We start from the raw sequence: 21,736 nt of genomic DNA on the forward strand, positions 1-21,736 counted from the left end.
TTAGTATTCACTCCCCCTCTCCCTTTGGAGAGGGGGCCGGGGGGTGAGGTACCGGTAAGGTCCTTCCTGCGTCAGGACGATAATTACCGCCCACCCAGATGTCTCGCTTGGCTCGACATGACAGCTGAGCCCTAGGCCAGTACCTGAATAACAGCTTCCGAGAAACGCTCCATTTCCTCAAGCTGCGGGCTGCACTGCAGCAGGAACAGGTCAACGCCCACGGCCTCGAACTGCGCCACGCGTTCGGCAATCTGATCGGGCGTGCCGGTGAGGCCCGAGCGCAGGCCGCGGTTCGACACGGAGTAGTCCTGCAGCGACACCTGCTTTTCGAGCTGCGTGCCGGCCAGCCACTGCTGGTAGTTTTTGTAGCCGGCGGCCGAGCCGTTTACGTTCGTGATGCGCTCCAGCTCGCGCTTCACCTCCTGCTCGGTGTTGCGCACAATGCTGTACGCCGCCACGCCAAACTTCATCGGGGGCAGGCCTAGCCGGTCGCGGCGCTCCTGCAAATCCCGAATGCGGCGGCCGATGGCCGCGGGCTCGTCGCCGTGCATCACGTAGCCGTCGCACTGGGCGGCAATCAGGTTCTTGGCCGCTTCCGATTCGCCGCCGGCGTACAGGAACGGCCGCGGGCGCGACACCGGCTTGGGCTGCAGAATGCTGTCCGTCACCTCGTAGTACTTGCCCTTGAAGCTGAAGTGGTCTTGCTTCCAGAGGTTGTCTACCACGTGCAGCCACTCGGCGGTGCGGGCGTACCGGTCGTCGTGCTGCTCAAAGTGCACGCCGTACTTCTTGGCCTCGTCCTGCCACCACGACGACACCACGTTCAGCGACAACCGCCCGCCGCTGATGTGGTCGATGTTGGCGGCTTGCTTGGCCAGCAGCGCCGGCGAGTGGAAGGTAGGCCGCACGGCCACCATCAGCTCGAGCTTTTTGGTAACGGCCGCCAGCGCGGCCGCCGTGCTCCAGGCATCGAGCGAAGGGGCTTCTTCGCCTTTGATGTCGTTCAGGTTCAGCTCGGCGATAAGCGACAGGTCGTAACCGAGCTCCTCCGAGCGTTGGGCCAGCGTTTTCACGTAGTCCCAGTCGGCGCGCATGTTTTCATCCTCAACATTGCGCAGCCACCCGCCAAAAACGGGCATCCAATATCCGTAACGCATGGTTTCTTGTCTTGTAAGAACGTCATGCTGAGCCCCGCCGAAGCATCTCTACGGATAGTAATCTACTATCTGGCGAAGCGGTAGAGATGCTTCGACAAGCTCAGCATGACGGGCTGGTTTAGTTAGTGGCGAGGCTCAGGGCCAGCTCGGCAGTGGCGGCGGCCAGTTCTTGCTCCAGGTAGTCGACAAACAGCGCGTAGGGGTCGAAGCCGACCACGTTCACGGCATCGGCCACGAAGTTGGACAGCGCGTTGATGTCGTAGAACAGCACCTCGCCGGTGCGGTCGTCGACGAGGTATTCGATGCCGCCCACGTCGATTTTGGCCGCGGCTACCAGGCGCTCCACGGCCTCGATTACCTCGGCCGGCGGCGTGGTGGCTTCTACCTGAATGCCTTTCTTGGGGGCTTGGGTAAGGCAGAACTCGCCTTCCGCTGCGGGCTCGTCGGGAATCTGGCAGATTTCGGCCGGGCACAGGTTGAAGCTGGTGCCGGTGGTGTACACCTTCATGGCGTACAGGAACTTGCCGTTCAGCGTCTCGACGCGAGTGATGTGGCCGCCGCGCGGGGCCACAAACTCCTGCACCAACGCAGTCTGGTCGATGCCTAGGTCAATCTGGCCGTTATCAACGGCGGCTTGCAGGCCTTCGGGCGTATCGAAGCGCACGATGCCCGCGCCGCTGCCGCCGATGTTCACCTTTACTACCAGCGGGAAGCTCAGCTCCTTGGCCGCGTCCGGAATGCGTGACACGTGGTTTACCACCCGCGACTTCGGAAATTTCAGGCCCAAACCGGCCAGCAAATCGAGCTGCCGGGCTTTGTTGGTTTCGATGCCCGAGGCCACCGTGCCGTTGATAACCCGAACACCCAGGCGCTCCAGATGCGTAAGGAAACCGGCCGTGTGAAAGATGCCCTGGCCGTGGCCGCGCAAGTACGCCGAAGAGCTCATGCGGTTGATTACCAATGCGTACGGGCTTTCCGACTCCGAAGGGTCGAAGAGGTGGTGCGCGGCATCAATCTTCTCGTAGGGCAGGCCACGGCGGTCGAGCTCGGCGAAGAGCGGCTTAAACCATTCGGGGTGCTCGTAATAAATTCCTATGGGCTTGGGGTATTGTGCCATGTTTAGCAGAAATAATGACGATGTAAGCGGAAGGGAAAAGCAGCCGCAAAAGCGCTGCTGAGCTGATTGTCGGTTGGAAAGTGCAGCTGCAACTGCCCCAGGTGCTGCAGAGCAGGGCAGCCGAGGGCAGCACGCGCCCACGCTGCCGAAAAGCCGGAGCCGCAGCAGAAAATGGAAAACAGGGAAGGAGGCAGTTGCCGGCCGAATTCACAAGCCACCAAGTGCTTGGAAATCAAGCGCTGAACTGAGCCGATGGCAATGCCAGCGCAAATCGGGCTGGCATTGCGACGCACCAAGCCCTAGGTGCCCAGGCACCTAGCAGCCATGCAGCAGCAAGGGGAGGGGGTGTGGGTTGGGCTCAACAACAACAGGCCGCAACTGCCATGCCCATACAGCAACGCTGCGCCTGGCGCAGGTTGGGGGCGGTGGTAGCAGAGCGAAAAGCGGCGGTGCGGGTAGTTGAAGCCACGGCTACTTGTTTTTATATGGTCAGGACTTGGCACCGTTCCCGGGAGTTACCCCGCTGGTGGTTGCCGGCGCTTCAGGGAGCCTGTCTCTCCACGCCTCTGTATAAAAACAATCCTTTGGTCGGAAAGAATTGATGCTGCAAAGGTATAGCAGCGTTTGCCGAAAACACAAATATTCTTCGCAACGAACAAGCCCGGCGGTTATGGTTTCGGCAACAAAAAAGCCGCGAAACGGCCGCCAGGGCGGCGCGTTTCGCGGCTGATAAGGCGGCTAAAATGCCTTAGTTGACCGGGAATTCGGCGAACGAGGAGAAGTCGACGAGCTTGCCTTTCTGAATCAGTTTCAGCTCGGTTTGCAGGTTTTTCTGGTTGCTCTTGGTGGTGTATTCGGTGTCGAGCTTGGTGAGGTCGGGCTTGCCGGCATTTACCCAGGCCGTGTACCAGAAGTTGGCCGTGGTTTGGGCGGCGTTGCGCATCTGGCGCTCAATCATGTGGTTGAGGGCCTTGTGGTAGGCGGCCGAGTAGGCGGGCGTGTGCACCCAGCTGTTGAACACGTTTTTCTTTACCTGGCCGTCGGCGTTCAGCACGTACAGCGCTTCTTTGGGCGTTTCGCCGGCCAGCTTTTTCTCAATGGTCAGCATCGAGTCGATGGCGGCGTGGCTCTGGGCCACAATGCGCCACGATTCGGCCACGGGGTCCTGAATCAGCTTGGGCTCCGCAAGCTTGAAGTTGTAGTTCCGGCCAAACTGCTCGGGCAGCTGCGACTCGTAGAACGCATGAATACCACGCTGCCCGGTGCGCTGGCCGTCGTGGTTGGAGGAGGTGTGCAAGGGCTGGTGCGCATCGCCGAGGTAGTGGCCCAGGTCGGCGGCCAGAAACAGGATTTCGTCCTTGCGCTGGTTTTTCATGGCCGTGGTCAGCTTGGCCAGCATATCCTGCAGGTACCAGGGCAGGCGGCCGTGCTTGTCCAGCGTTTCGGCGTCGTATTTTTTGTAGGCATCGGCAGCGGCTTGCGGTATCTCCGCTACCGGGCCATACTCTTCCAGATCGATGTAGTGCCGCGGAAACTCGGCTTTGTCGTTGATGCTGTACTTGCGCGAATCGGGGATGACCGATTCCGTCACCACGTAATCGATGTGGTTGTAGAAGAACGTGCGCATGGCCGCGGGCAGGGCCAGCACGGCCGCGCGGTTGATGCGTTGGTGGCCCCAGTTGCCCCAGGCAAACAGCAGCGAGGGAGCGGTAAGCAGCAGAGCCGTAGCCAATACCAAACGGCGGCTGCGGCGGCTAAAGTTGAACATACGTAGCGTAGGCATAAGAAAAAGAAAAGGCAAATATCTGGGCTTGGCAGGCATCGGCCAAATACCGATTTGTGAATCAGGGTTTTGGGTAATCAATTTCCTGACTCTTTGTAGGTTGAAGCCGAAGCAGGCCGTTGCAGCTATGGCCTGCCTGGCCGGCGGCGCTTGCTTTGCACCTAGGGATAAGTCAATTACTGTGGTTTCGCCGGCAATGCCGTGAGCCGGCAATGCCCGTGCGGCCCCGGGCGGCGGCCCAGGCCGTGCACATGCCCGGCGGCGCGGCGGCTGGCATGTTTTGGGGGCGGCAGCGGCGCGGGGCCGCGCTGGTGCGCTTATATTTCTGCGCATTTTGGCGGCCGTAGCACCGCCTGTCACTTCCGAATCTACAAGCCGCGGTATGCGCAACGATCTGGCTCTTATCGACCTGTTGGTCTTTCTCATTTACCTCGTGGGCGTATCGTTGTACGGCTACTACATCTACCGCCAAAAAAAGCGTACCGAATCCGATTCGAAGGACTTTTTCCTGGCCGAAGGCTCCCTGACGTGGTGGGCTATCGGGGCCTCCATGATTGCCTCCAACATTTCGGCCGAGCAGTTCATCGGTATGTCGGGCGGCGGTTTTGTGCAGGGCATTGCCATTGCGGCCTACGAGTGGGTAGCGGCGCTCATCCTGATTTTCGTGGCGGTGTTCTTCATGCCGATTTACCTGCGCGAGAAGATTTACACCATGCCGCAGTTTCTGGAGCAGCGCTACAACGCCACGCTTAGCCTGATTATGAGCGTGTTCTGGCTGTTCCTGTACGTGCTCGTCAACCTCACGGCCATTTTGTACCTAGGGGCGCTGGCCATCAACAACATCGTGGGCGGCGAAAGCTTCCACCTGATACTGCTGGCCCTGGCCCTGTTTGCCTTGTTGCTGACCCTAGGCGGCATGAAGGTGGTGGGCTACACCGACGTGGTGCAGGTAACGGTGCTCATCATCGGCGGCCTGGCCACCACGTACATCGCCCTCACGCTCGTCAGCCAGCAGTTTGGCCTTGGCAACGATGTGCTGGCCGGTTTTTCGGCCATGATGCGCGACGCCGACGACCACTTCCACATGATTTTCGAGAAGCCCGGCCCCGCCGCCTCCACGGCCGAAACGGCGCGTTACCTGGCCCTGCCGGGCCTGGCCATGTACGCCGGCGGGCAGTGGGTGGCCAACCTCAACTACTGGGGCTGCAACCAGTACATTACGCAGCGCGCCCTAGGTGCCGACCTGAACACGGCGCGCACGGGCATCCTGTTCGCGGGCCTGCTCAAGCTCATCATGCCCGTAATCGTGATGCTGCCGGGCATTGCGGCCTACGTGCTGCACAAAAACGGCGGCCTGCAGGCCGAAATGGCTTCCACCGGCGCCTTCAACCCCGACAACGCCTACTCAGCCATTCTCACCTTTCTGCCCAACGGCCTGAAGGGCATGGCGTTGGCCGCCCTCACGGCAGCCATCGTGGCCTCGCTGGCCGGCAAAGCCAACTCCATTTCCACCATCTTCACGCTCGATATCTACAAGCGCTACCTCAACCCCCAGGCCGACGAAAAGCAGCTGGTGTGGGTGGGCCGCCTCACCATTCTGGCCGCCATGCTGCTGGCCGTGTTCCTGACGTGGAAGGACGTGCTCGGCATCAGCGGCGAAGGCGGTTTCACGTTTATTCAGAAGTACACGGGCTTTATCTCGCCGGGCATCGTGGCGGTGTTTGTGCTGGGCATGTTCTGGCGGCGCACCAGTGCCCCGGCCGCGGTAGCGGGTATTCTGGCGGGTTTCCTGCTGTCGGTGCTGTTCAACAACTACGCGCCCACGCTGTTCGGGCCCGAAACGGTGCTCTACTCGGCCTTCCGCAATGCCCAGGGCGCCTACGAAATTCCTTTCCTGGTAAGCATGGGTTGGTCGTTCTTCTTCACGGTGGCGCTCATGGTGGTCATCAGCCTGTTCGGCCCGCGGGTGAACCCCAAAGCTCTGGTACTGAATGCGGCCATGTTCCGGGTGAGCCCGCAAAACACTTTCCTCATTGTACTGATTTTGCTGATGGTATCGGCGCTCTACGTAAAGTTCTGGTAGGCGCTGTAGCGCGGAACGGATTTCCGCGCTACACATGACCAACTACCCCCTCGACATGGAACGGTGGAAGATTTTGAAATCGGAGCTGGTGGTAAACCACCGCTGGTACAAGCTGCGGCGCGACCACGTGGAACTGCCCACCGGCCAGGTGCTCGACGACTACTTCGTGAGCGTGCGGCCCAACGTGGTGCTGGTGTTTCCGCTCACGGCCGATAACCAGGTGGTGCTGGTGCGCCAGTACAAGCACGCCGCCGCCGATGTGTTTATCGAGCTGCCCGGCGGCGTGGTTGATGAAGGCGAAAGTACCCCGCTCGAAGCCGCCCGCCGCGAGCTGCTCGAAGAAACCGGCTACGCCTCCGACGACGTGGAGCAGGTGCTGGACGTAACCGACAACCCCACCAAAGACACCAACCGCATCTACTTTTTCGTGGCCCGCAACGCCCGGCGCGTAGCCGGGCAGCAGCTCGACGACACCGAAAACATTGAGGTGCTTACGGTGCCGCTGCACGAGATTGAAGGCCTCGTGATGAGCGGGCAGATACGCGTAGCCGGCTCGGTGGCGCTTTGCCTGCTGGCCCTGCGCAAGCTGCAGCCCGCGGGCACCTAGGCCGAGGTGCCGCCGGTCTCGCGCGCCATTTTATCTTCCTGCTTCTCAATGGTATCGAGCACGTGCTCGGGGTTCACGTCTTTGGCCAGCTCCGGAATTTCGGGGTCGTTGGCGGCCTCGATGCCCATTTTGCGCGCTATTTCGGTGGTCAGGATGATAAGCCGCGTGATTTCGTGCTCCGAGAGCAGGCTGACTTGCAGGTCGAGGTCGGCGCGTTTGTCGGCCACGGCGGCCATGCGGTTTTGGCTGATGAGCACGAACGTGGACAGGAAGATGGCCTCGACGGAGGCAAACATAGCCAGCACCACAAACGACTCGTCGAACGGCTTGAGGCCCAGCCAGCCCAGGTTCCAGACAATCCAGAGGCCGAACAGCCCTAGGTGAATAAACACAAACGTCATGCTGCCGGTAAAGCGCGTAACGCCGTCGGCAAGGCGCTCCTGCCAGTTTTTGCGCTCGTCGTGCTGGCGCTGGCGTTGCAGCAGCGCATCGATGTTGCGTTCAACGATATCGGCCATGCCGGACTGCCCGGCCCGCAGCGGCTGGTTATTGGAAGCGAAGGATGTCATAGCTGAAAACGTAGGGGGAGTGTGGTATACGTCTCAGCAAAAGGCCCGGCTGGACAGTTAAGCCGCGCCTGTGCCCTGAATCGCAGCCTGGTTGTGCCTGAAAAGTGATGCCGCGTTTCTTGAGCGTCATGCTGAGCTTGTCGAACCGGAGGTCGGCGTAGCCAAGCATTTCTACCGCTTCGTTGGATAGTAGAATACTATCCGTAGAGATGCTTGGCTACGCCGATCTTCGGTTCGACAAGCGGACGCCAGATGAAGCAGGACCGTTTCATCCTTTTCAGATACCGCCTGGCTCGACGGTGCCGCTGGTGACGTGCGCTGCCTCACGGGCCTGCGGGTTACTCCGCCGCGAGCAGCTTTTGCGCTGCCTGCTGGCCGCTGGCCAGTGCTGCCTCCACGGTGCCCATGGCGTGGCCTTCGTACAGGGCTTCGCCGGCAAAAAAGAGCGTGTTGGCTACGGGCTGCGCCAGCACTGCCCGCGCCTCGGCTGCCCCCACGGTGGCGTAGGCATAAGCACCTAGGGCAAAAGCATCGGCCCCCCAGTTAGCTACTTTGTGGGCCACCAACTGCTCGCGCACGGTTGCGGGGCTGCAGCCGAGCAAGTACGCCACCGATTCCAGGGCCTGCTGCAGCACCTCGGCGGGCGGGGTGTGGCGCAGCTTATCGGCGGCGGGGCCGGCCACCCAGCCCGTTAGCAACGGGCGCGCGTCGGGCCGCTGCGACCACCACGTGGGCACCGGCGCATCCGAAAACAAGAAACCCAGGTTGGGCAACGGCCGCTGCAAGGCCGGGCCGGCGGTTTCCCAAAACGTTGTCTTGAACTCCAGCAGCACTTTAATCACGGGGCCAAAACCTAGCGCCTGGGCAGCCGCGCGGTGCTCGGGCAACCCGGGCCGAAACTGCACATTGCCAGGTTGGCCGGCGCCGGCCTGCAGCACACCCAGCGGTAGCGTGAGCAGCACTTGCCGGGCCGCAAATTGCTGGCCGTTGGTGCACCGCACCTCGCCGCGGCCGGGTTGCCACTGCACCGTTTGCACCACGTGCCCTAGGTGCATTTCGCAGCCAGCGGAACGGCAGGCATGGGCCAGGTGCTCAATAAGTTGTCCGTAGCCGCCGGCAGGGCGGGGCGAGTCTTCGGCGCCGCCGGCGGCCCACTCGTCGCGCAGGGCAAATACGCTTACGCGGTGGGCATCGGCGGCATCGTAGCCCTCGGCAAAGCGCGTTGCCCAGGTGCGCAGGGCGGCGTACTGATCATCGGCGAAATAGCGGGCCAGGTAATCGGCCAGGGTCATGTCGTGCTCGAGGGTTTGCAGGTGCTCCAGCAGCGTGGGCAATTCCTCGAACATGCTTTCGGAAGCTTGCACCTCGCCGTTTTCCACTTCGTACAGCTCGCCCGCCGTATCGTGGCAGGCCACGTGGGCCTCGGCCAGCAGGCTGCGGGTCAGGGGTACGTCGCCGTGCAGAAACTCGGCACCCAGCTCGGTGGGGGCGGTAAAACCCTCGCCGGTAAAGGTGTAGATGCGGCCGCCCAGGCGGGGGCGCGCTTCCAGCACCACCACGCGTTTGCCGGCCTGGCTTAGCTCGCGGGCCGCCATTAAGCCAGCCGCGCCGGCGCCTACAATCAGTACGTCTGCTTCTGTCATGTCGGGCACTCCTACAATCGGCCTCGCCGAAAGGTTTTGGGCCGGAAGGCAAGTTAGCGTGCGGCTGCGCTTGAAGGTTTAGGTTAAGCATCTCTACTGTTTCGCCGGCACGTCATGTCGAGCGCAGTCGAGACATCTCGCGTGCGGTCGTCCGTTAGCATACACTCCCCCTCTCCTTTTGGGGAGGGGGCCGTGCCCCGGAGGGGTCCCGTGAGGTCCTGACATGATAAGGTCCTTCCTGCGTCAGGATGACAATACTATCCGGCGAGATGTCTCGACTGCGCTCGACATGACGTGCCGACGAAGCGGTAGAGACGCTTGCCTTGCGCCGACCTGCGGTTCGACCAGCGCAGCATGACGTACGAAATTGAATGTCAGCAACCACACAATTGCGCGCCCAGGCACAGCGCATAGGCGGATGTGCAACGGTGCGGCGGGCCCGTATTGGCTTAAGACCAAACGCCACCTAGGGACCGAAGCGGCCGCTATTGAAGCTGGCGCAAGGTAGTGTCGAGGGGGTGGGCGAGCAGCAGCCGGCGGCATTGCTGCTGCAGCAAGGTTTGTTGCTGGCGTTTTTCCTGGCCCTTGAACAAGCGCAGGTTGTTGCGGCCGCGCGGGGCGCGGCGCAGGTTCACGTAGGTGAGGTTGCGCCCCGGGCGCCGGGCAGGCTCGTCGCGCAAAATGCGGCCCACGCGTTTGGCGTTGTTGCCCAGCAAGGCCTGAAACGGGCTCAGGCCCAAATACAAATTGGCCTGCCCGCTAAGGTTGTAAAAGCCGCTGACATCGAGGTCGGTGAGGTTGCTGTTGAGGTGCAGCGAGGGGATGAGCACGGTGCCCCGGTCGAAGAAGAAGCGCGAGCTGACGGGCTCGAATACCAGATGACTGGTGCGGCGGGCGCCGGCCAGCTTAAAGGCCTGTTCGAGCGCGGCCACGTTCAGCAGCTCCAGGTTGAGTACGTCGGCGCTGGCGTAGCCCACGGTGCGGCCCGCGGCCGGCAAAAAGTTGGCATCGAGGGTGGTGCGTACGTCGGCGTTGCAGTGCAAGGTGCCGCGGATGTTCTGGCTGCCCAGCACATCGAACTGCAGGGCATCGGCCAACCGGAAAAGCTGCGGCAGGGCCACGTTGCCCAAATCGAGCTGGGCATGCAAGGGGTGCAAGCCCTGCACCGCCGTGGTTTGCAGCCGCCCGCGCAGCCGAAAGTAGCCGCCAAACGCATGCAGGGCACAGTCTTCGAGCCGGGCACTGCCGGGTTGCAGGGTAGAAAGTGCCCGGAAGTTGGAGCCCGTAAGCACGCCGTACCGCACCTGCTCGGCCCGCACCCGCAGCCGGGCGCTCAGGCGGCCATCGGTGAGCATGCGGCTGGTACCGTTGCCGTTGGGCTTAGCCGAAGCAGTGGCGGCGGGGGCGTCGTCGGCAGTCTTGTCGGGCGCCAGGCTGGCCAGCTGCAGCAACAGGCGCTGTATATCGAGCGTGCGGTAGCGCAAATCGAGGTTGGCATTGGCTGCCGCCAGCTTGCCGCCGGCCAGGCGGGCGGTAGCGGTGGCGCGGCCTGCTCCGCCGCCCGAAGCGCTAAAAAGCATGTACGGCATGCGCAAGGTGTTGCCGGTTTTCAGCACCCGCAGGCGCAGGTTTTGCACCTGCCCGCTGGCGGGCAGGTGCAGGGTTGCAATGCGGCAATTGGCCTGGCCGTTGGCGGCCAGCAGCATTTCAGAAAGCGCCGAAGCCGGTGCGGCCGGGCGGCGCCGGGGTTTGGCCGTAAGCAAATGCACCATGCGCTGGTAGCTGAGGGCACCAAATCGCACATCGAGCTGCAGGTTGGCCGGCGCTTGGTTTGTGGCTTCGGCGGAGGGCCAGGAGGCCTGGCCGCGCACCTCGCCACCCCACACCCGGGCCGAGAGGTTGCGCAGCGAGGTGCGCCGGCTATCGTGCTGCACGGCGGCGGCCAGGCGGTACACGGTGTCGGCGGGCAACAGCAGGCGCTGGCAGCTCAGGTCGATGTTCAGGCGCAAGCCCGGCGGTATCAGGCTGGTATCGGCGGGGGCGTGGCGCGGGCGTGGGTTGGGCCTGACGCCGGCGGCCCTAGGTGCCGCCGGTTGCAGCAGGCGGCGCAGGCGGGCCGTGCGCAGCTCCTCTACCGCAAAACGGCCCCTGATGTGGGTAGCAGGGGCGAGGCCCGTGAAATAATCGAGCAGGTGCGTGGCCGTGGCCGAGGCTTGAAAGCGCATGCCGTCGACTTCGCCGGCCAGGTTGTTGAGCTGCCACACGCTGTCCTGCATCCCTAGGTGCACGCGCAGGTTGCGCACTTCGGCATTGCGGTCGGGCAGCCGAAAGGCCGCGTTGCGCAGCACCACAGTGCCGCGGGCCTGCAGGTTTTCGGCGGCGTGCCGGGGGCTGATCTGGCCGGGCGGGGGCGGCAGCAGGCCGCGCAGGGCTATGTCGAGCTCGGCGCTGCCCCGGTGGGCCTGCCAGAAACCGGGCGCTACCAGGGCGGCCAAAGCCGGCAAATCGGTGCGGCCGCGCATGCGCCCCACCAGGTACGGCCGCCGAAAGTCGCGCATGGTCAGCTGCACGTCCAGCTCGCCCACCGACGAAAAAATGCGGCAGTGCTCCAAGCGCAGCGTGGTGGTGCGCGGGTGGTGCGCGGGGCCGTTGTCGAGCACGGCCAGCAGGTTCCAGCGCCGGATGCGGCGGGCCGAATCGGGCCAGTTGAGTTGGGCATTGCGCAGCTGCAGGCGCGTGGTGCTGCGGGGCCACACCGTGGGGCCGGTGGCGCCCCGCAGGCGGTATTCGATGTAGGCTTTGCTGGGGCTGCGGGCATCGGCCACGTAGGCGGCCAGGCTGGGGGGCAGCATCGGGGGCAGCACGCGGCTAAGCGGCTGCTTGCCTTTGATGCTCAGCTGCAAATGATTGCCTGCCAGGCCGGTGGTGTGGGTGGCCGCCACGTGCAGCGTGTCGCCGTGCAGGGTAACGCCGCTTTGCCGGAGGCTGCCTTGCCGGCTGGCGTGGTGGTAGCGGTAGTGCACCCAGGCGCGCATGGGTTGGCGGGCCACCATGGTGCCGCGCCGGCCGCGCAACAGCTCCAGGGTACCCGCCAGCTGGCCCTGCACCTGCAGCAGCCCGTCGGCCTGGCGGGCCTTTAGCTGCGCCTGTTGGATGACGGCCGCAAAAGCGCTGTGCTTGTAGTCGTTGCGAAACTGCAGGCGCACGTTGCTCAGGCGCAGGCTTTTCAGCTCGAAGGGCAATGGGTCGGCCGGCTGCGCAACTGAGTCGCGGCCGTGCACGCCCCAGCGCCGCCCCGCCGAGTCGACGTAGCTGCTCAGCACTACATCGGCCAGATGCAGGCGCCGCACCTGCACGCGGCCGCGGAGCAGCGCCAGCACGTGCAGGCGCAAATCGGCGCGGCCCACGCGCAGCACCTGCCGGGGGCGGCCGTGGGCCGTATCGGTAAGCGCAAAACCCTGCACCGTAGCCGTGAAATGCGGAAAATCCTGCCAGGTAGAAAGGCGCACCGTGTAGGGGCTTGCCACCAAGCTGGTGCTTTGCCGCAGCTGCTCGCGCAGCTGTTGCTCCAGCTGTTGCCGGCCCGAGCGCGTGCCCAGCAGCGCCAACACCAGCCCGCTTCCTACCGCAGCAAGCAGTAGGGCCAGCAGGGCAGCTCGTCGGAAATTCTTCAGCAGCATAGCGCAGTGCCGGGTGCCGCACCGCTCCGGAGCCCAGGGCGTCGTTAGCTCCACGGTAGCACCCGCAATGGGCAGTACGCAGTTGGGCCCCCGGAGGCTACAACCGGCCTAGGTGCCTGCGCTGGGTTTGGCTGCCGGCAGCGCGGCTACGAGGCCGGCGTGGGCTGAAAAGTGGGCTGCTCGGCTTTCAGCCACTCGGTGGCCTCGTCGAGGTTACCGAACAGGCGCATTTCAAAACGGCCCTCCACGCGGTGCAGCATTTCTTCTACCGATTGCTGCGCAAACAGGCCCGGCGCCAGAATGTGCGCAAAGCGGCGCAAGCCCAGGGCTTTGGCTTTGGGCATCCAGTGGTGGGCAATGTAGTCGTTGGCCTGGCTCCACGAGCCTTTTACCTCGCGGTTGTCGTTGAGCAGCAGCCGGCAGCCGGTGGCCTGCATCACCTCCAGCACCTGCTCGCCGCCCTTTATTACGTTTTCCTTCGAGAGCATGCCCTCCCAGCGGTTGTAAATCCAGTGGTTGGCTGCGTCCCACCGCACCGTGAGGAAGGGTTTGCCGAAGGAATTCTGCAGAACAACTTGTTGCATACGAGTAAGCCTAGGGTGGCTGCAATCAGCAATAATCACTTCGGGCCGGCCGGTGAAACGGCGCGGCAACATGCAACAGGTGGAAGGCAGGCGTATGGCTCCATAGCAATATATATACTCGGATTTATACCACCAAAACTTTGCCGGCAGGGTTCGGGGCCGAAATGTAAAGTGCAATTCGCCGCCGGATAGTGCAAAGCCGGCCATTTCTGCTTATTCTTACCGTTCAGAAAGTACCAACCTCCTCGTACACGCCCCTTTATGAAGTCTTACTACCTGGGTCTGCTGGCTGCGGCGCTGCTCGCGGCCGGCTGCAACCAGTCGGCACCTAGCACCGAGCAACCCGAGGCCGCTGCCGGCACCACCGAGCAAGCCACCGCGGCCGATAGCAGCGCCACCACTGCCGCGCCAACCGAGGCCAGCACGCCGGCCGCCGCGCCCACTACTGCCGCCCCCGTGCCCGCGAAATTGTCGTTTCGCTTCGAGCCTGTGAAAGATGCCGAAAGCGGCCAGAAAAAAACCACGGTGTACCTCGTCATCAAAGGCAGCGAAACCAAGGAAGTCGACCTGGGCCGCTTTGCCGGCAAGCCCGATGTGGTAGACGAAGCCAAAGCCAAGCGCGCGGAGTTTCCGAGCAATACGCTGGTGGGCTTCCGGAGCTACGACGCCAACTCCGGCACCGGCTCCGATGTATCGGTAACGCCCGGCGACGGCGCCCGCCTGCGCATCCTGCAGCGCCGCATCGACGAGCAAGCTGACAAGCCCTTCACGTTCCAAACCGCCCGCGAAATTCCGCTGCCCGACAACACCGTTGTGCAAGCAGCTCCGCTGGCCAAGAAGTAAGCCCGCTCCAACAGCAAACGGCCCGCAGCAGGGTAGGCAAAACCTACTCGCTGCGGGCCGTTTGGCGTTTGTATTAGCATTGAAGCCAGCTCAAGTTGGGTTCTAATCAGAGTAGCAAGCTTGTTCCAGGTCTTGTAGGTAAGTTGTTAACAATTAGTTAGTTCGTGTCTTTTGGTATAATTTGAACTTGAAGCAGTTATATGCGTGGTTTTTACGGATATGAAGTAGCAAGCAGCTAATCAATTAGTTGCGCAGTTCGGTCGTTCGGGCCGGACGCCCCTAGGTACAGCTGCTGTTGAGGACACAGGGGAGCAAGCTAATGCACCGGTTTGCTGAAGGCCGCACCGCCCGACTGCCGCCGCGCCAGCGCGTAAACGCTGGCTGCCAAACCCGCCGCGAAAGCCGTGCCCAGCCAGGCGGCTACGCCGGGTTTGCCGCTGCTGCCCCAGCCACCTTCTACATCGGTGCCGTGCGGTACGGCGGTTGGGGCCAGCAGGCTGCCGGTGCTCACGGGGGCGGGTTTGGCCTGCTTCAGGTAGAGCCTGAAAAACCGCGCCAGCACCGAGCGGGTGGCGTTGGGGGCCAGGGCATAAGCCGTACGCATGGCAGTGGCCGTCCAGCCCACCATGGTGGTGTTGCGCGGGTGCCGGGCCAGCTCCACCAAGGCATCGGCTACTTTGTACGGGCTGAAAACCGGCGACGCCGGCTTGATGAGTTTGCCCGTGTAGTTGGCGCCGTGCTGAAAACCGGGCGTATCGACGAAGGCCGGGTACACGTCGCACACCCTAATGCTGGGCGTGTCCGTCAGCTCGGCGCGCAACGACTCGCTCAGGCCGCGCAAGCCAAACTTGCTGGCCGTGTACGATGCCGTGAAGGGCATGGGCACCCAGCCACCTAGGGATATCACGTTGATGAGAATACCGCCCTGCTGCCGCTTAAATAGCGGCAACACCGCGTGCGCTCCGTAGAGGTAGCCAAGCAAATTAAGGCGCAGCACCTGCTCGTGCGCGGCCACGGGCACCTCATCAAAAGCACCCACGGCACCGCTGCCGGCGTTGTTAATCCACACGTCGATACGGCCGCCAAAAGTTTCGGCCTGCTGGGCCAGGCGCTCCACGGCTTGCGCATCGGTGGTATCGGTGGGTACGGCCAGCGCCCGGGCCCCTAGGTGCTCGCACTCGGCTACCACCTCGGCCAGCACGTTGGCCCGCCGGGCGGCCAGCACCAGCCGGGCCCCGCAGCGGGCAAACGCCAAAGCCGTAGCGCGGCCAATGCCGCTGCTGGCGCCCGTAATAACCACCGTTTGGCCTGCTATCGAATGCTTGCTCATGGCCGTATCGCGTTTGGTGAGTTAGGTTTAACGCGCCGGCGGCCAGGTTGTTCGGGGGGGTGGGGCGGCGGGGCGGCTATGGGCTGAGGGAGTTGCGGGCGGGCGCGCGGGCCAGGTAAGCAGCGTCAGGTTTTGGGCTGATAAATGTCATTTCGGTGCCCGGAGCGGCCGCGTAGCTTCGCCCCAACCAAATGCCCCAACGGGGACTTTACTCATGAATTCAGCTACTTCCGCGGCCCTGCAAACGGGCAGCTTGCTTGGCGGGCGCCACACCGCCATCGGCGAAACCAAAGCCCAGGTATTGGTCGATAAAAACGGGCAGAAAGTCATTTTCAAGACGTTTCGGGCCGGCGAAACCATGCCCACCCACGATGCCCCCGTTGATGTGCTGGTAACCGTGCTGGCCGGGCGCCTGATTATTACCGTGGAGGATACGGCTACCGAAGTGGAAGCCGGCGACTACATCGTGTTTCCGGCCGGGGCGCGCCACTCGCTCCATTGCCTCGACGACGCGCGCATTCTCATCTACCGCTAAAGGCGCTGCCCCGCGCTTGCCGTAGCGCCTGGGTGGTTTTGGCCCCGCTTGCTGCCCGGCAGCAAGCGGGGCCGGCTGTTTGTTGGGGGCGGGCACGGCGGCTTTCCGTGGCTCGGTCGGCGGCGCGGGTAAGCGTGGTGTGCTCGTTGGGCCTCAATTGTGTCGTAGGTATAAGTGTAGATGATGTCAGGTAAGCATCTGATTAGCAAATGTATATTCAGCTAAAAATTGGTGGTTGATTTCGCGTTTGTTGTTGAGCGGCATAGCTTACTACAAGAGTAATGATGGCTCGCTGCCGCTCATCAACAGCGCGCCACGGCAAACCTCCGAACGCGCGTTCTGCGCTGCAGGCCGGGGCGGCGGTATCGGGCCCTAGGTGCGGAGTACGGCCAGTGAAAAAAACACCTAGGTAGCACGAACGATGCTGCTGGTCAGGGGCCGAGCCGGCCCGCCGGCTGGAGGTAGCCAGGCATACGCCGCAGTGGCCCGAAACGCAGCGAGGCACCCCGTGGGGTGCCTCGGCAAAGCGGTTTGCAGGAGCGGGGCTACGGCTGCCGCACCAGCCAAGCTATTGCGTCGGGCTCGTTGTCGAACATGCGGTAGGTGAGGGCAGCGGCTTTGGCCTCGTGCATCATGTTGTTTACCGAGAGGCGGGCAAACACGTCGTTGGGCAGCAGCACGGCCCCGTAAATGGTGCTGTCCTGCCGCTCCTGCGACAACCAGTAGCCTACAATCCACTGGCTTTCTTCGTCGGTAAACGGCGCCATCAGGCGTTGGTCGCCGAGCAGCTTGTTCCAGTTGCGCAGCTGCAGCAAGCGGCTGGTGTGCGTCAGGAAGGCTTGCAGGTGGTGCAGCTTGCGCTTGCCCGGGTGGTACAGCACCACGGCAAAACCACCGGGGTGCTCGAGCACGCGGCCCACAGGATTCTCGAAGTACAACCGCAGGGCGGAGTCAGTCATTCGGGTAAGTAAGATTGGTGACGGATACGCGGCAACGTTCCTCAATGCAATTGCGCGGCAGTCAGTTCCGCCGTTGGCAGGGTTGCAGGCTGCAAAATTACAATACCCTGGGTTCAGAATGGTAATCTGTCCGTTATTCGGGTAGGTTTACGGGAGCGAATCGTAGTAGGCCAGCAATTTGGCTACGTCGGCCTCCGCGTTCAGTTTCAGGCGCTGCTGCTCGATGAAAGCCTGCAGGGCAGCTGCGTGGGTTTTGCCTAGCGCTTCGAGCACGGAGCGGCTGGTCAGCCGAACCGGCGTCAGGGTGTTATCGGAGTGCTTGATGTAGTAGGCGTTCATGTCGTGCCAGGCCGAGCCTTTGGTGCCGGCGAGCGAGGGCGAGTTGCCGTGCTGAAACACCGCCCGGGTGCGGTGGCGCAGCAGGGCGGTGCGGCCGGCATCGTAGCGTACGTCCCAAAACGTGGCGCGCAGGGCGGGCTTATCGGCCTTGATGTCGGGGTACAGCCGAAAGGTAAACTGCTCGCCCCGCGCCGAATCACCCAGGGTAAATTCCTTTACCTGCGCCATCATCACCTCCACCGAGTCGCCGGTGGGGCGGCGTACCAGCAGGCGGTTTTGGGCGAGGTCGTACTTCAGCAGGGCGCGCCGCGGGCCCAGGCTGGTGCCAACAAGCCGGCCGCTCGTCCAGTGCGTAAACAAAAATGGGCTGCCGGTGGTGGCCGAGCGCGCGGCCGCACCCTTGCCCTTGGCTAACTCGCTATCCAGGATATCGGCGTTGGTGGGGGCGGTGAGGCCGGCGCGCGTTTGGGCCCACGCGGGGGCGTGGGCCAGCGCCGCCAGCAGCACGAGCAGGAGGGCACGGTTCATGGGTTGCTGAATTTGTGGGAGGAGGTAGGCGTGCTGAGTTAAGGTAAAGAATAAACAAGTTTTTTAATATAGCGACGGGGTAGCCCGGAGAAAGCGTTTTCAGGGTAACGCTGCGGCGTTGTGATGCTAAGGCGGTGCAGCAAAGCTGGCGCCAGTGGCACCCCCGTTTTTCTAACAGCCATGGTATTTTCTGATCAGGACCTAGCCCGCCGGCTCGAACGCGCCGAGGGCCGCAGCAACGCCAGCTTTGTGGAAGCCCGTGCGCAACTGTTCCCAAACAGCGGCGCGCAGTGGCTGGAGGTAGCCGGCGCCTACGCCATGTTCGATGGGCCCGAGTCGCCGCTTACCCAAACCTTTGGCCTGGGCTTGTTTGGGCCCGTGGGCGAAGCCGAACTGACCAGGCTGGAACAGTTTTTTGCGCAGCGCGAAGCACCCGTGTGCCACGAGGTAAGCCCCATGGCCGATGGCGCCTTGCTGGCCTTGCTGCCCGCCCGCGGCTACGTGCCCATCGAGTACACCAGTGTGCTGTACCTCCCGCTGGCGCAAGGCGCGTTGGCTACCGGTACCGTGCCCGGCTCCCGGGTGCAAACCCGCGTGGTGCCCCCAACCGAGGCCGATGCGTGGGTAACGACCCTGGCCCAAGGTTGGAGCACCGAAATGGACAACGCCGAAGCCTTTATGCATGACTTCGGCCGCATTAATGCCCACAGCGCGGGCTACTCGGCTTACCTGGCCGAACTCGACGGCGTGCCCATTGCGGCCGGCGGTATGTATGTGCACGGTGGCGTGGCCCTGCTGGCCGGTGCCACCACGGTGCCGCACGGCCGCCGGCAAGGTGGGCAGCAGGCCTTGCTGCACGCGCGCCTGCGCGATGCCGCCGCACAAGGCTGCTCGTTGGCTATGATGGGCGCCCTGCCGGGCAGCCAGTCGCAGCGCAACGCCGAAAAGCACGGCTTCCGGATTGCCTACACCCGCATAAAGTGGCAGCTGCCGCCCCGGCCCTAGGTGGTTTGCTAGGTGTGCAGGGTAAGCACCGGCGGGGCGGCGTGCACGGCTACGCTCTCGGCGGTGTTGTTGTGCAGCATATGGCTAAGGCCGGTGTGCGCGTGCGTGAGCATCACCACCAAATCGGCGTGGGCCTGCTCCACAAAGCGCGGTATGCCAATGCTCACCTTCGGCGCGTCAATCACGTCGGGCTCGTAGTGCTGCAGCTGGTGGCGGCGGGCAAACGCGTTGATGCGCGCCAGCACGGCGGCGTCGCGGTCGTGCGAGGGCACCACGTCGAGCAGGTGCAGGGTGGCTTCGGGGAAGGCCGCCTGAATTTGCTTGAGACTGGGCACCACGCGGTCGGCCTCGGCCGAGAAATCGGAGGCAAACACGATGTGCTGCACCTTGAAATCGGGGGCGGGCTGCTTCACGGTAAGCACCGGGCAGGGTGCGGTACGAATCAGCCGCTGCGAGGTGGTTTCGGTGAATAGGCGCGTCCAGTCGCGGGGTTCCTCGGCGCCCATCACCACCAAATCAATGTCGCGCTCCTCGATTACCTCCATGATGGCGTCTTCGAGCGAAGCGGTATGGATCAGGTCCTGCACCTCCACGCCTTCCACGCGGCGCTGCGCCTCGGCAATGAGCTCGTACATGCGGTGCTTAACTACTTGCAGCAACTTAATGGCGTACAAGTCGTTGAGGGTGCCGCCGCCCGCCGGCCCGCCCGACGAAACCACCCCGCCGCCGGCCGGCATATCCACCACGTGGAGCAGGGTAACGTGGCCGCCCGTGCGTTGGGCGAGTTGCAGGGCTACCTCAAAAGCATTGTGCGCTTTGGGCGTAAAATCGGTGGGTACGAGGATGTTCTTCATGGGCCAGGGCAAGCTTAATAGGAAGTACCGCGTCCGGAACGCCCACGCCGAGCGCACTGGATTTCGTGTATAATATAGTTATTTATTTGGATATTAAAACGAGTTGCAGGCGGTTCGGCTTAAACAGTTTTTTGCTTCGGCTGCGGCCTTTTGCGCCGGGAGCAAGCCCTAGGTGCGCCAGGCCCAGCCGGAGCCTGGGAGCCGGCCCGAAGAAATAGCTGTTCAATTTTCGGTTGCCGGCCCTTGGGTGGCGCGTCTACTTTCGCCCAAAATCCCACGAGCATGACACCATCCAACGCGCAGCTATTCCGGGAGCTGCACCACCACGCCGAGCCCCTGCTGTTGCCCAACGCCTGGGATGCCCGCAGCGCCGCCACCTACCAGGAGCTGGACTTTCGGGCCGTAGGCACGTCGAGCGCCGCTATTGCCGGCATGCTGGGCTACGCCGATGGCGAGCAAATGCCCTTCGCTGATCTGCGGTTTGTAGTGGCGCGCATTTGCCAGGCGGTGCAAGTGCCCGTTACGGTTGATGTGGAAGCCGGCTACAGCCGCGACGCCACGCAGGTGTGCGCCAACGTGGCTCAGCTCGCCGAGCTGGGTGTGGTCGGCATCAACATCGAAGACTCGGTGGTAAGCAACGGGCACCGACAGCTAGTGCCCGCCGCCGTGTTTGCTGAGCTGCTGTACCAACTCAAAAGCTATCTGGCGGCGCGCGGCTTGGAGGTGTTCATCAACGCCCGCACCGATACGTACCTGCTCGGCACGGCCCAGCCCTTAGCCGAAACCAGCCAACGCGCCCAAGCCTACGAGCAAGCCGGCGCCGATGGCCTGTTTGTGCCGGGTCTAACTGACCTAGGCGAGATGCGTCAGCTGGCCGCCAGCACCGCCTTGCCCCTGAACGTGATGTGCCTGCCCAACTTGCCCGATTTCGGCGAGCTGCAGCAAGCCGGGGTGCGGCGCATCAGCATGGGCAATTTCGCCTTTGAGCACCTAGGGCGCGTGCATGCGCAAGCCATGGCTACGCTGCGCTCCGAGCAAAACTTTGCGACCTTGTTCCGATGATTGCCGACCCCGCGCTGACCCACGAGTACTACCGCGCCCTGGTAGCCAAGGATGTAGCCTACGAGGGCACGTTTATCGCCGCCGTGAAAACCACGGGCATTTTCTGCCGGCCCACTTGCACGGCCCGCAAACCCAAGCCCGAAAACGTGGAGTTTTACGGCACTACCAAAGAGGCCTTGGTGCGCGGCTACCGGCCCTGCAAAGTGTGTACGCCCCTAGGCAAGCGCGGCGAGGCACCGGCCTTTATCGGCGAGCTGCTGCAGGAAGTACACGCCCGGCCCGCCGCCAAAATCAACGACCGGGAGCTGCGCCGCCGCGGCCTCGAGCCCAGCATGTTGCGCCGCTGGTTTCTGAAGCATCACGGCCTCACGTTTCAAGCCTACCAACGCATGGTGCGCATCAATACCGCATTCAAGAAAATACAGGAAGGCGAGTCGGTAACAGCTGCCGCCTTCGATGCCGGCTACGAGTCGCTGAGCGGTTTTCAGGATTCGTTTAAAGCGGTATTCGGCGTGGCGCCTTCCAACAGCCGCGCGCAGCGGGTTATCGATCTGCTGCGTTTCGAAACGCCCCTAGGTCCCATGATTGCCTGCGCGGTGGAGGAGGGGATATGCCTGCTCGAATTCACCGACCGCAAAATGCTCGAAACCGAGCTGAAGGCCTTGGCTAAGCTGCTGAACGCCTCCGTTGTGCAGGGGCCAAACCCGCACTTTGCCACGCTGCGGGCTGAGCTGGAAGAGTACTTTGCCGGTAGGCGGCGCACCTTTTCGGTGCCGCTGCACGCGCCCGGTACGCCGTTTCAGCAGCGCGTGTGGGAGCAGCTCCAAACCATTGCCTACGGCAGCACCCGCTCGTACCTGCAGCAGGCCAACGCCCTGGCGCAACCTGGTGCTGTGCGCGCCGTGGCGGCAGCCAACGGCATGAACCGCATTTCCATCCTCATTCCGTGCCACCGCGTTATCGGCGCCGATGGCAAGCTTACGGGCTACGGCGGGGGCTTGTGGCGCAAAAAGTGGCTGCTCGAGCTGGAGCGGCAAACTCCCCAACTGGCCTTGTAA

At 63.1% G+C, this 21,736-nt stretch carries 19 protein-coding genes and 1 riboswitch; of the genes, 7 read left to right on the forward strand and 12 right to left on the reverse strand.

Annotation, left to right across the window (positions count from 1 at the left end):
• Window positions 1-131: 131 nt before the first annotated feature.
• From OIS50_RS02695 to OIS50_RS02710, 4 genes are all read right to left on the reverse strand, one after another.
• The gene (locus OIS50_RS02695) at window positions 132-1,157 is read right to left on the reverse strand and encodes an LLM class flavin-dependent oxidoreductase (RefSeq protein ID WP_264692791.1); all 1,026 of its coding nucleotides are present in this window, start codon (window positions 1,155-1,157) and stop codon (window positions 132-134) included.
• A 118-nt stretch (window positions 1,158-1,275) separates the two neighbouring features.
• The gene (locus OIS50_RS02700) at window positions 1,276-2,274 is read right to left on the reverse strand and encodes an ATP-grasp domain-containing protein (RefSeq protein ID WP_264692792.1); all 999 of its coding nucleotides are present in this window, start codon (window positions 2,272-2,274) and stop codon (window positions 1,276-1,278) included.
• A 2-nt stretch (window positions 2,275-2,276) separates the two neighbouring features.
• Window positions 2,277-2,567 (reverse strand): hypothetical protein, encoded by a 291-nt coding sequence (locus tag OIS50_RS02705; protein ID WP_264692793.1) that lies wholly within the window; start codon window positions 2,565-2,567, stop codon window positions 2,277-2,279.
• A gap of 185 nt (window positions 2,568-2,752) precedes the next feature.
• A riboswitch (SAM riboswitch) is annotated at window positions 2,753-2,851 on the reverse strand.
• Between the two features lie 171 nt (window positions 2,852-3,022).
• The gene (locus OIS50_RS02710) at window positions 3,023-4,057 is read right to left on the reverse strand and encodes a zinc dependent phospholipase C family protein (protein WP_264692794.1); all 1,035 of its coding nucleotides are present in this window, start codon (window positions 4,055-4,057) and stop codon (window positions 3,023-3,025) included.
• Window positions 4,058-4,439: 382 nt separating this feature from the next.
• On the opposite strand from OIS50_RS02710, the gene OIS50_RS02715 reads away from it, so the two are divergent.
• Window positions 4,440-6,140, forward strand: coding sequence for a sodium:solute symporter family transporter (locus OIS50_RS02715; protein ID WP_264692795.1), 1,701 nt, complete (start codon window positions 4,440-4,442; stop codon window positions 6,138-6,140).
• 34 nt (window positions 6,141-6,174) lie between these two features.
• Window positions 6,175-6,747 (forward strand): NUDIX hydrolase, encoded by a 573-nt coding sequence (locus OIS50_RS02720; RefSeq protein ID WP_264692796.1) that lies wholly within the window; start codon window positions 6,175-6,177, stop codon window positions 6,745-6,747.
• Here the strand turns inward: OIS50_RS02720 and OIS50_RS02725 are convergent.
• The 4 genes from OIS50_RS02725 to OIS50_RS02740 all read right to left on the reverse strand — a co-directional run bounded on the left by OIS50_RS02725 (window position 6,744) and on the right by OIS50_RS02740 (window position 13,223).
• Complete coding sequence (locus tag OIS50_RS02725) at window positions 6,744-7,316, reverse strand: DUF1003 domain-containing protein (RefSeq protein ID WP_264692797.1); 573 nt, start codon at window positions 7,314-7,316, stop codon at window positions 6,744-6,746. The genes OIS50_RS02720 and OIS50_RS02725 overlap by 4 nt on opposite strands.
• A 338-nt stretch (window positions 7,317-7,654) precedes the next feature.
• The gene (locus tag OIS50_RS02730; RefSeq protein ID WP_413617036.1) at window positions 7,655-8,968 is read right to left on the reverse strand and encodes a flavin monoamine oxidase family protein; all 1,314 of its coding nucleotides are present in this window, start codon (window positions 8,966-8,968) and stop codon (window positions 7,655-7,657) included.
• A 476-nt stretch (window positions 8,969-9,444) separates the two neighbouring features.
• On the reverse strand, window positions 9,445-12,639 hold the full coding sequence (locus tag OIS50_RS02735; protein WP_264692799.1) for an AsmA-like C-terminal region-containing protein: 3,195 nt from the start codon (window positions 12,637-12,639) through the stop codon (window positions 9,445-9,447).
• 146 nt (window positions 12,640-12,785) lie between these two features.
• On the reverse strand, window positions 12,786-13,223 hold the full coding sequence (locus tag OIS50_RS02740; RefSeq protein ID WP_264692800.1) for an STAS/SEC14 domain-containing protein: 438 nt from the start codon (window positions 13,221-13,223) through the stop codon (window positions 12,786-12,788).
• A 261-nt stretch (window positions 13,224-13,484) separates the two neighbouring features.
• On the opposite strand from OIS50_RS02740, the gene OIS50_RS02745 reads away from it, so the two are divergent.
• Window positions 13,485-14,066 (forward strand): hypothetical protein, encoded by a 582-nt coding sequence (locus OIS50_RS02745; RefSeq protein ID WP_264692801.1) that lies wholly within the window; start codon window positions 13,485-13,487, stop codon window positions 14,064-14,066.
• Between the two features lie 316 nt (window positions 14,067-14,382).
• On the opposite strand, the gene OIS50_RS02750 is transcribed toward OIS50_RS02745, so the two are convergent.
• Window positions 14,383-15,396 (reverse strand): SDR family oxidoreductase, encoded by a 1,014-nt coding sequence (locus tag OIS50_RS02750; protein ID WP_264692802.1) that lies wholly within the window; start codon window positions 15,394-15,396, stop codon window positions 14,383-14,385.
• A 214-nt stretch (window positions 15,397-15,610) separates the two neighbouring features.
• On the opposite strand from OIS50_RS02750, the gene OIS50_RS02755 reads away from it, so the two are divergent.
• On the forward strand, window positions 15,611-15,931 hold the full coding sequence (locus tag OIS50_RS02755; protein WP_264692803.1) for a cupin domain-containing protein: 321 nt from the start codon (window positions 15,611-15,613) through the stop codon (window positions 15,929-15,931).
• Window positions 15,932-16,476: 545 nt separating this feature from the next.
• Here the strand turns inward: OIS50_RS02755 and OIS50_RS02760 are convergent.
• Both OIS50_RS02760 and OIS50_RS02765 read right to left on the reverse strand, forming a co-directional pair.
• Window positions 16,477-16,890 carry a hypothetical protein gene (locus OIS50_RS02760; RefSeq protein ID WP_264692804.1) on the reverse strand — a complete coding sequence of 138 codons (414 nt, stop codon included), beginning with the start codon at window positions 16,888-16,890 and terminating at the stop codon, window positions 16,477-16,479.
• Between the two features lie 147 nt (window positions 16,891-17,037).
• Window positions 17,038-17,757 carry a hypothetical protein gene (locus OIS50_RS02765; RefSeq protein ID WP_264692805.1) on the reverse strand — a complete coding sequence of 240 codons (720 nt, stop codon included), beginning with the start codon at window positions 17,755-17,757 and terminating at the stop codon, window positions 17,038-17,040.
• A gap of 180 nt (window positions 17,758-17,937) precedes the next feature.
• Here OIS50_RS02765 and OIS50_RS02770 point away from each other — a divergent pair, with 180 nt between their 5' ends.
• Window positions 17,938-18,762, forward strand: coding sequence for a GNAT family N-acetyltransferase (locus OIS50_RS02770; protein ID WP_264692806.1), 825 nt, complete (start codon window positions 17,938-17,940; stop codon window positions 18,760-18,762).
• Between the two features lie 8 nt (window positions 18,763-18,770).
• On the opposite strand, the gene OIS50_RS02775 is transcribed toward OIS50_RS02770, so the two are convergent.
• Window positions 18,771-19,616, reverse strand: a complete 846-nt coding sequence (locus tag OIS50_RS02775) for a universal stress protein (RefSeq protein WP_264692807.1) — start codon at window positions 19,614-19,616, stop codon at window positions 18,771-18,773.
• Window positions 19,617-19,898: 282 nt separating this feature from the next.
• Between OIS50_RS02775 and OIS50_RS02780 the strand changes: the two genes are divergently transcribed.
• Window positions 19,899-20,678, forward strand: a complete 780-nt coding sequence (locus OIS50_RS02780; protein WP_264692808.1) for an isocitrate lyase/PEP mutase family protein — start codon at window positions 19,899-19,901, stop codon at window positions 20,676-20,678.
• Window positions 20,675-21,736, forward strand: a complete 1,062-nt coding sequence (locus OIS50_RS02785) for a bifunctional transcriptional activator/DNA repair enzyme AdaA (RefSeq protein WP_319805317.1) — start codon at window positions 20,675-20,677, stop codon at window positions 21,734-21,736. Before OIS50_RS02780 ends, OIS50_RS02785 begins: the two co-directional genes overlap by 4 nt.

The organism is Hymenobacter sp. YIM 151858-1, assembly GCF_025979705.1.
Taxonomy (GTDB): Bacteria; Bacteroidota; Bacteroidia; order Cytophagales; family Hymenobacteraceae; genus Solirubrum.

What these genes read in the sequence shown, in the direction of transcription:
- OIS50_RS02695 (WP_264692791.1), bottom strand. Translation starts at nt 1,157, where the DNA reads ATGCGTTACGGATATTGGATGCCCGTTTTTGGCGGGTGGCTGCGCAAT.
- OIS50_RS02700 (WP_264692792.1), bottom strand. Translation starts at nt 2,274, where the DNA reads ATGGCACAATACCCCAAGCCCATAGGAATTTATTACGAGCACCCCGAA.
- OIS50_RS02710 (WP_264692794.1), bottom strand. Translation starts at nt 4,057, where the DNA reads ATGCCTACGCTACGTATGTTCAACTTTAGCCGCCGCAGCCGCCGTTTG.
- OIS50_RS02715 (WP_264692795.1), top strand. Translation starts at nt 4,440, where the DNA reads ATGCGCAACGATCTGGCTCTTATCGACCTGTTGGTCTTTCTCATTTAC.
- OIS50_RS02720 (WP_264692796.1), top strand. Translation starts at nt 6,175, where the DNA reads ATGACCAACTACCCCCTCGACATGGAACGGTGGAAGATTTTGAAATCG.
- OIS50_RS02725 (WP_264692797.1), bottom strand. Translation starts at nt 7,316, where the DNA reads ATGACATCCTTCGCTTCCAATAACCAGCCGCTGCGGGCCGGGCAGTCC.
- OIS50_RS02735 (WP_264692799.1), bottom strand. Translation starts at nt 12,639, where the DNA reads ATGCTGCTGAAGAATTTCCGACGAGCTGCCCTGCTGGCCCTACTGCTT.
- OIS50_RS02740 (WP_264692800.1), bottom strand. Translation starts at nt 13,223, where the DNA reads ATGCAACAAGTTGTTCTGCAGAATTCCTTCGGCAAACCCTTCCTCACG.
- OIS50_RS02745 (WP_264692801.1), top strand. Translation starts at nt 13,485, where the DNA reads ATGAAGTCTTACTACCTGGGTCTGCTGGCTGCGGCGCTGCTCGCGGCC.
- OIS50_RS02750 (WP_264692802.1), bottom strand. Translation starts at nt 15,396, where the DNA reads ATGAGCAAGCATTCGATAGCAGGCCAAACGGTGGTTATTACGGGCGCC.
- OIS50_RS02755 (WP_264692803.1), top strand. Translation starts at nt 15,611, where the DNA reads ATGAATTCAGCTACTTCCGCGGCCCTGCAAACGGGCAGCTTGCTTGGC.
- OIS50_RS02760 (WP_264692804.1), bottom strand. Translation starts at nt 16,890, where the DNA reads ATGACTGACTCCGCCCTGCGGTTGTACTTCGAGAATCCTGTGGGCCGC.
- OIS50_RS02765 (WP_264692805.1), bottom strand. Translation starts at nt 17,757, where the DNA reads ATGAACCGTGCCCTCCTGCTCGTGCTGCTGGCGGCGCTGGCCCACGCC.
- OIS50_RS02770 (WP_264692806.1), top strand. Translation starts at nt 17,938, where the DNA reads ATGGTATTTTCTGATCAGGACCTAGCCCGCCGGCTCGAACGCGCCGAG.
- OIS50_RS02775 (WP_264692807.1), bottom strand. Translation starts at nt 19,616, where the DNA reads ATGAAGAACATCCTCGTACCCACCGATTTTACGCCCAAAGCGCACAAT.
- OIS50_RS02780 (WP_264692808.1), top strand. Translation starts at nt 19,899, where the DNA reads ATGACACCATCCAACGCGCAGCTATTCCGGGAGCTGCACCACCACGCC.
- OIS50_RS02785 (WP_319805317.1), top strand. Translation starts at nt 20,675, where the DNA reads ATGATTGCCGACCCCGCGCTGACCCACGAGTACTACCGCGCCCTGGTA.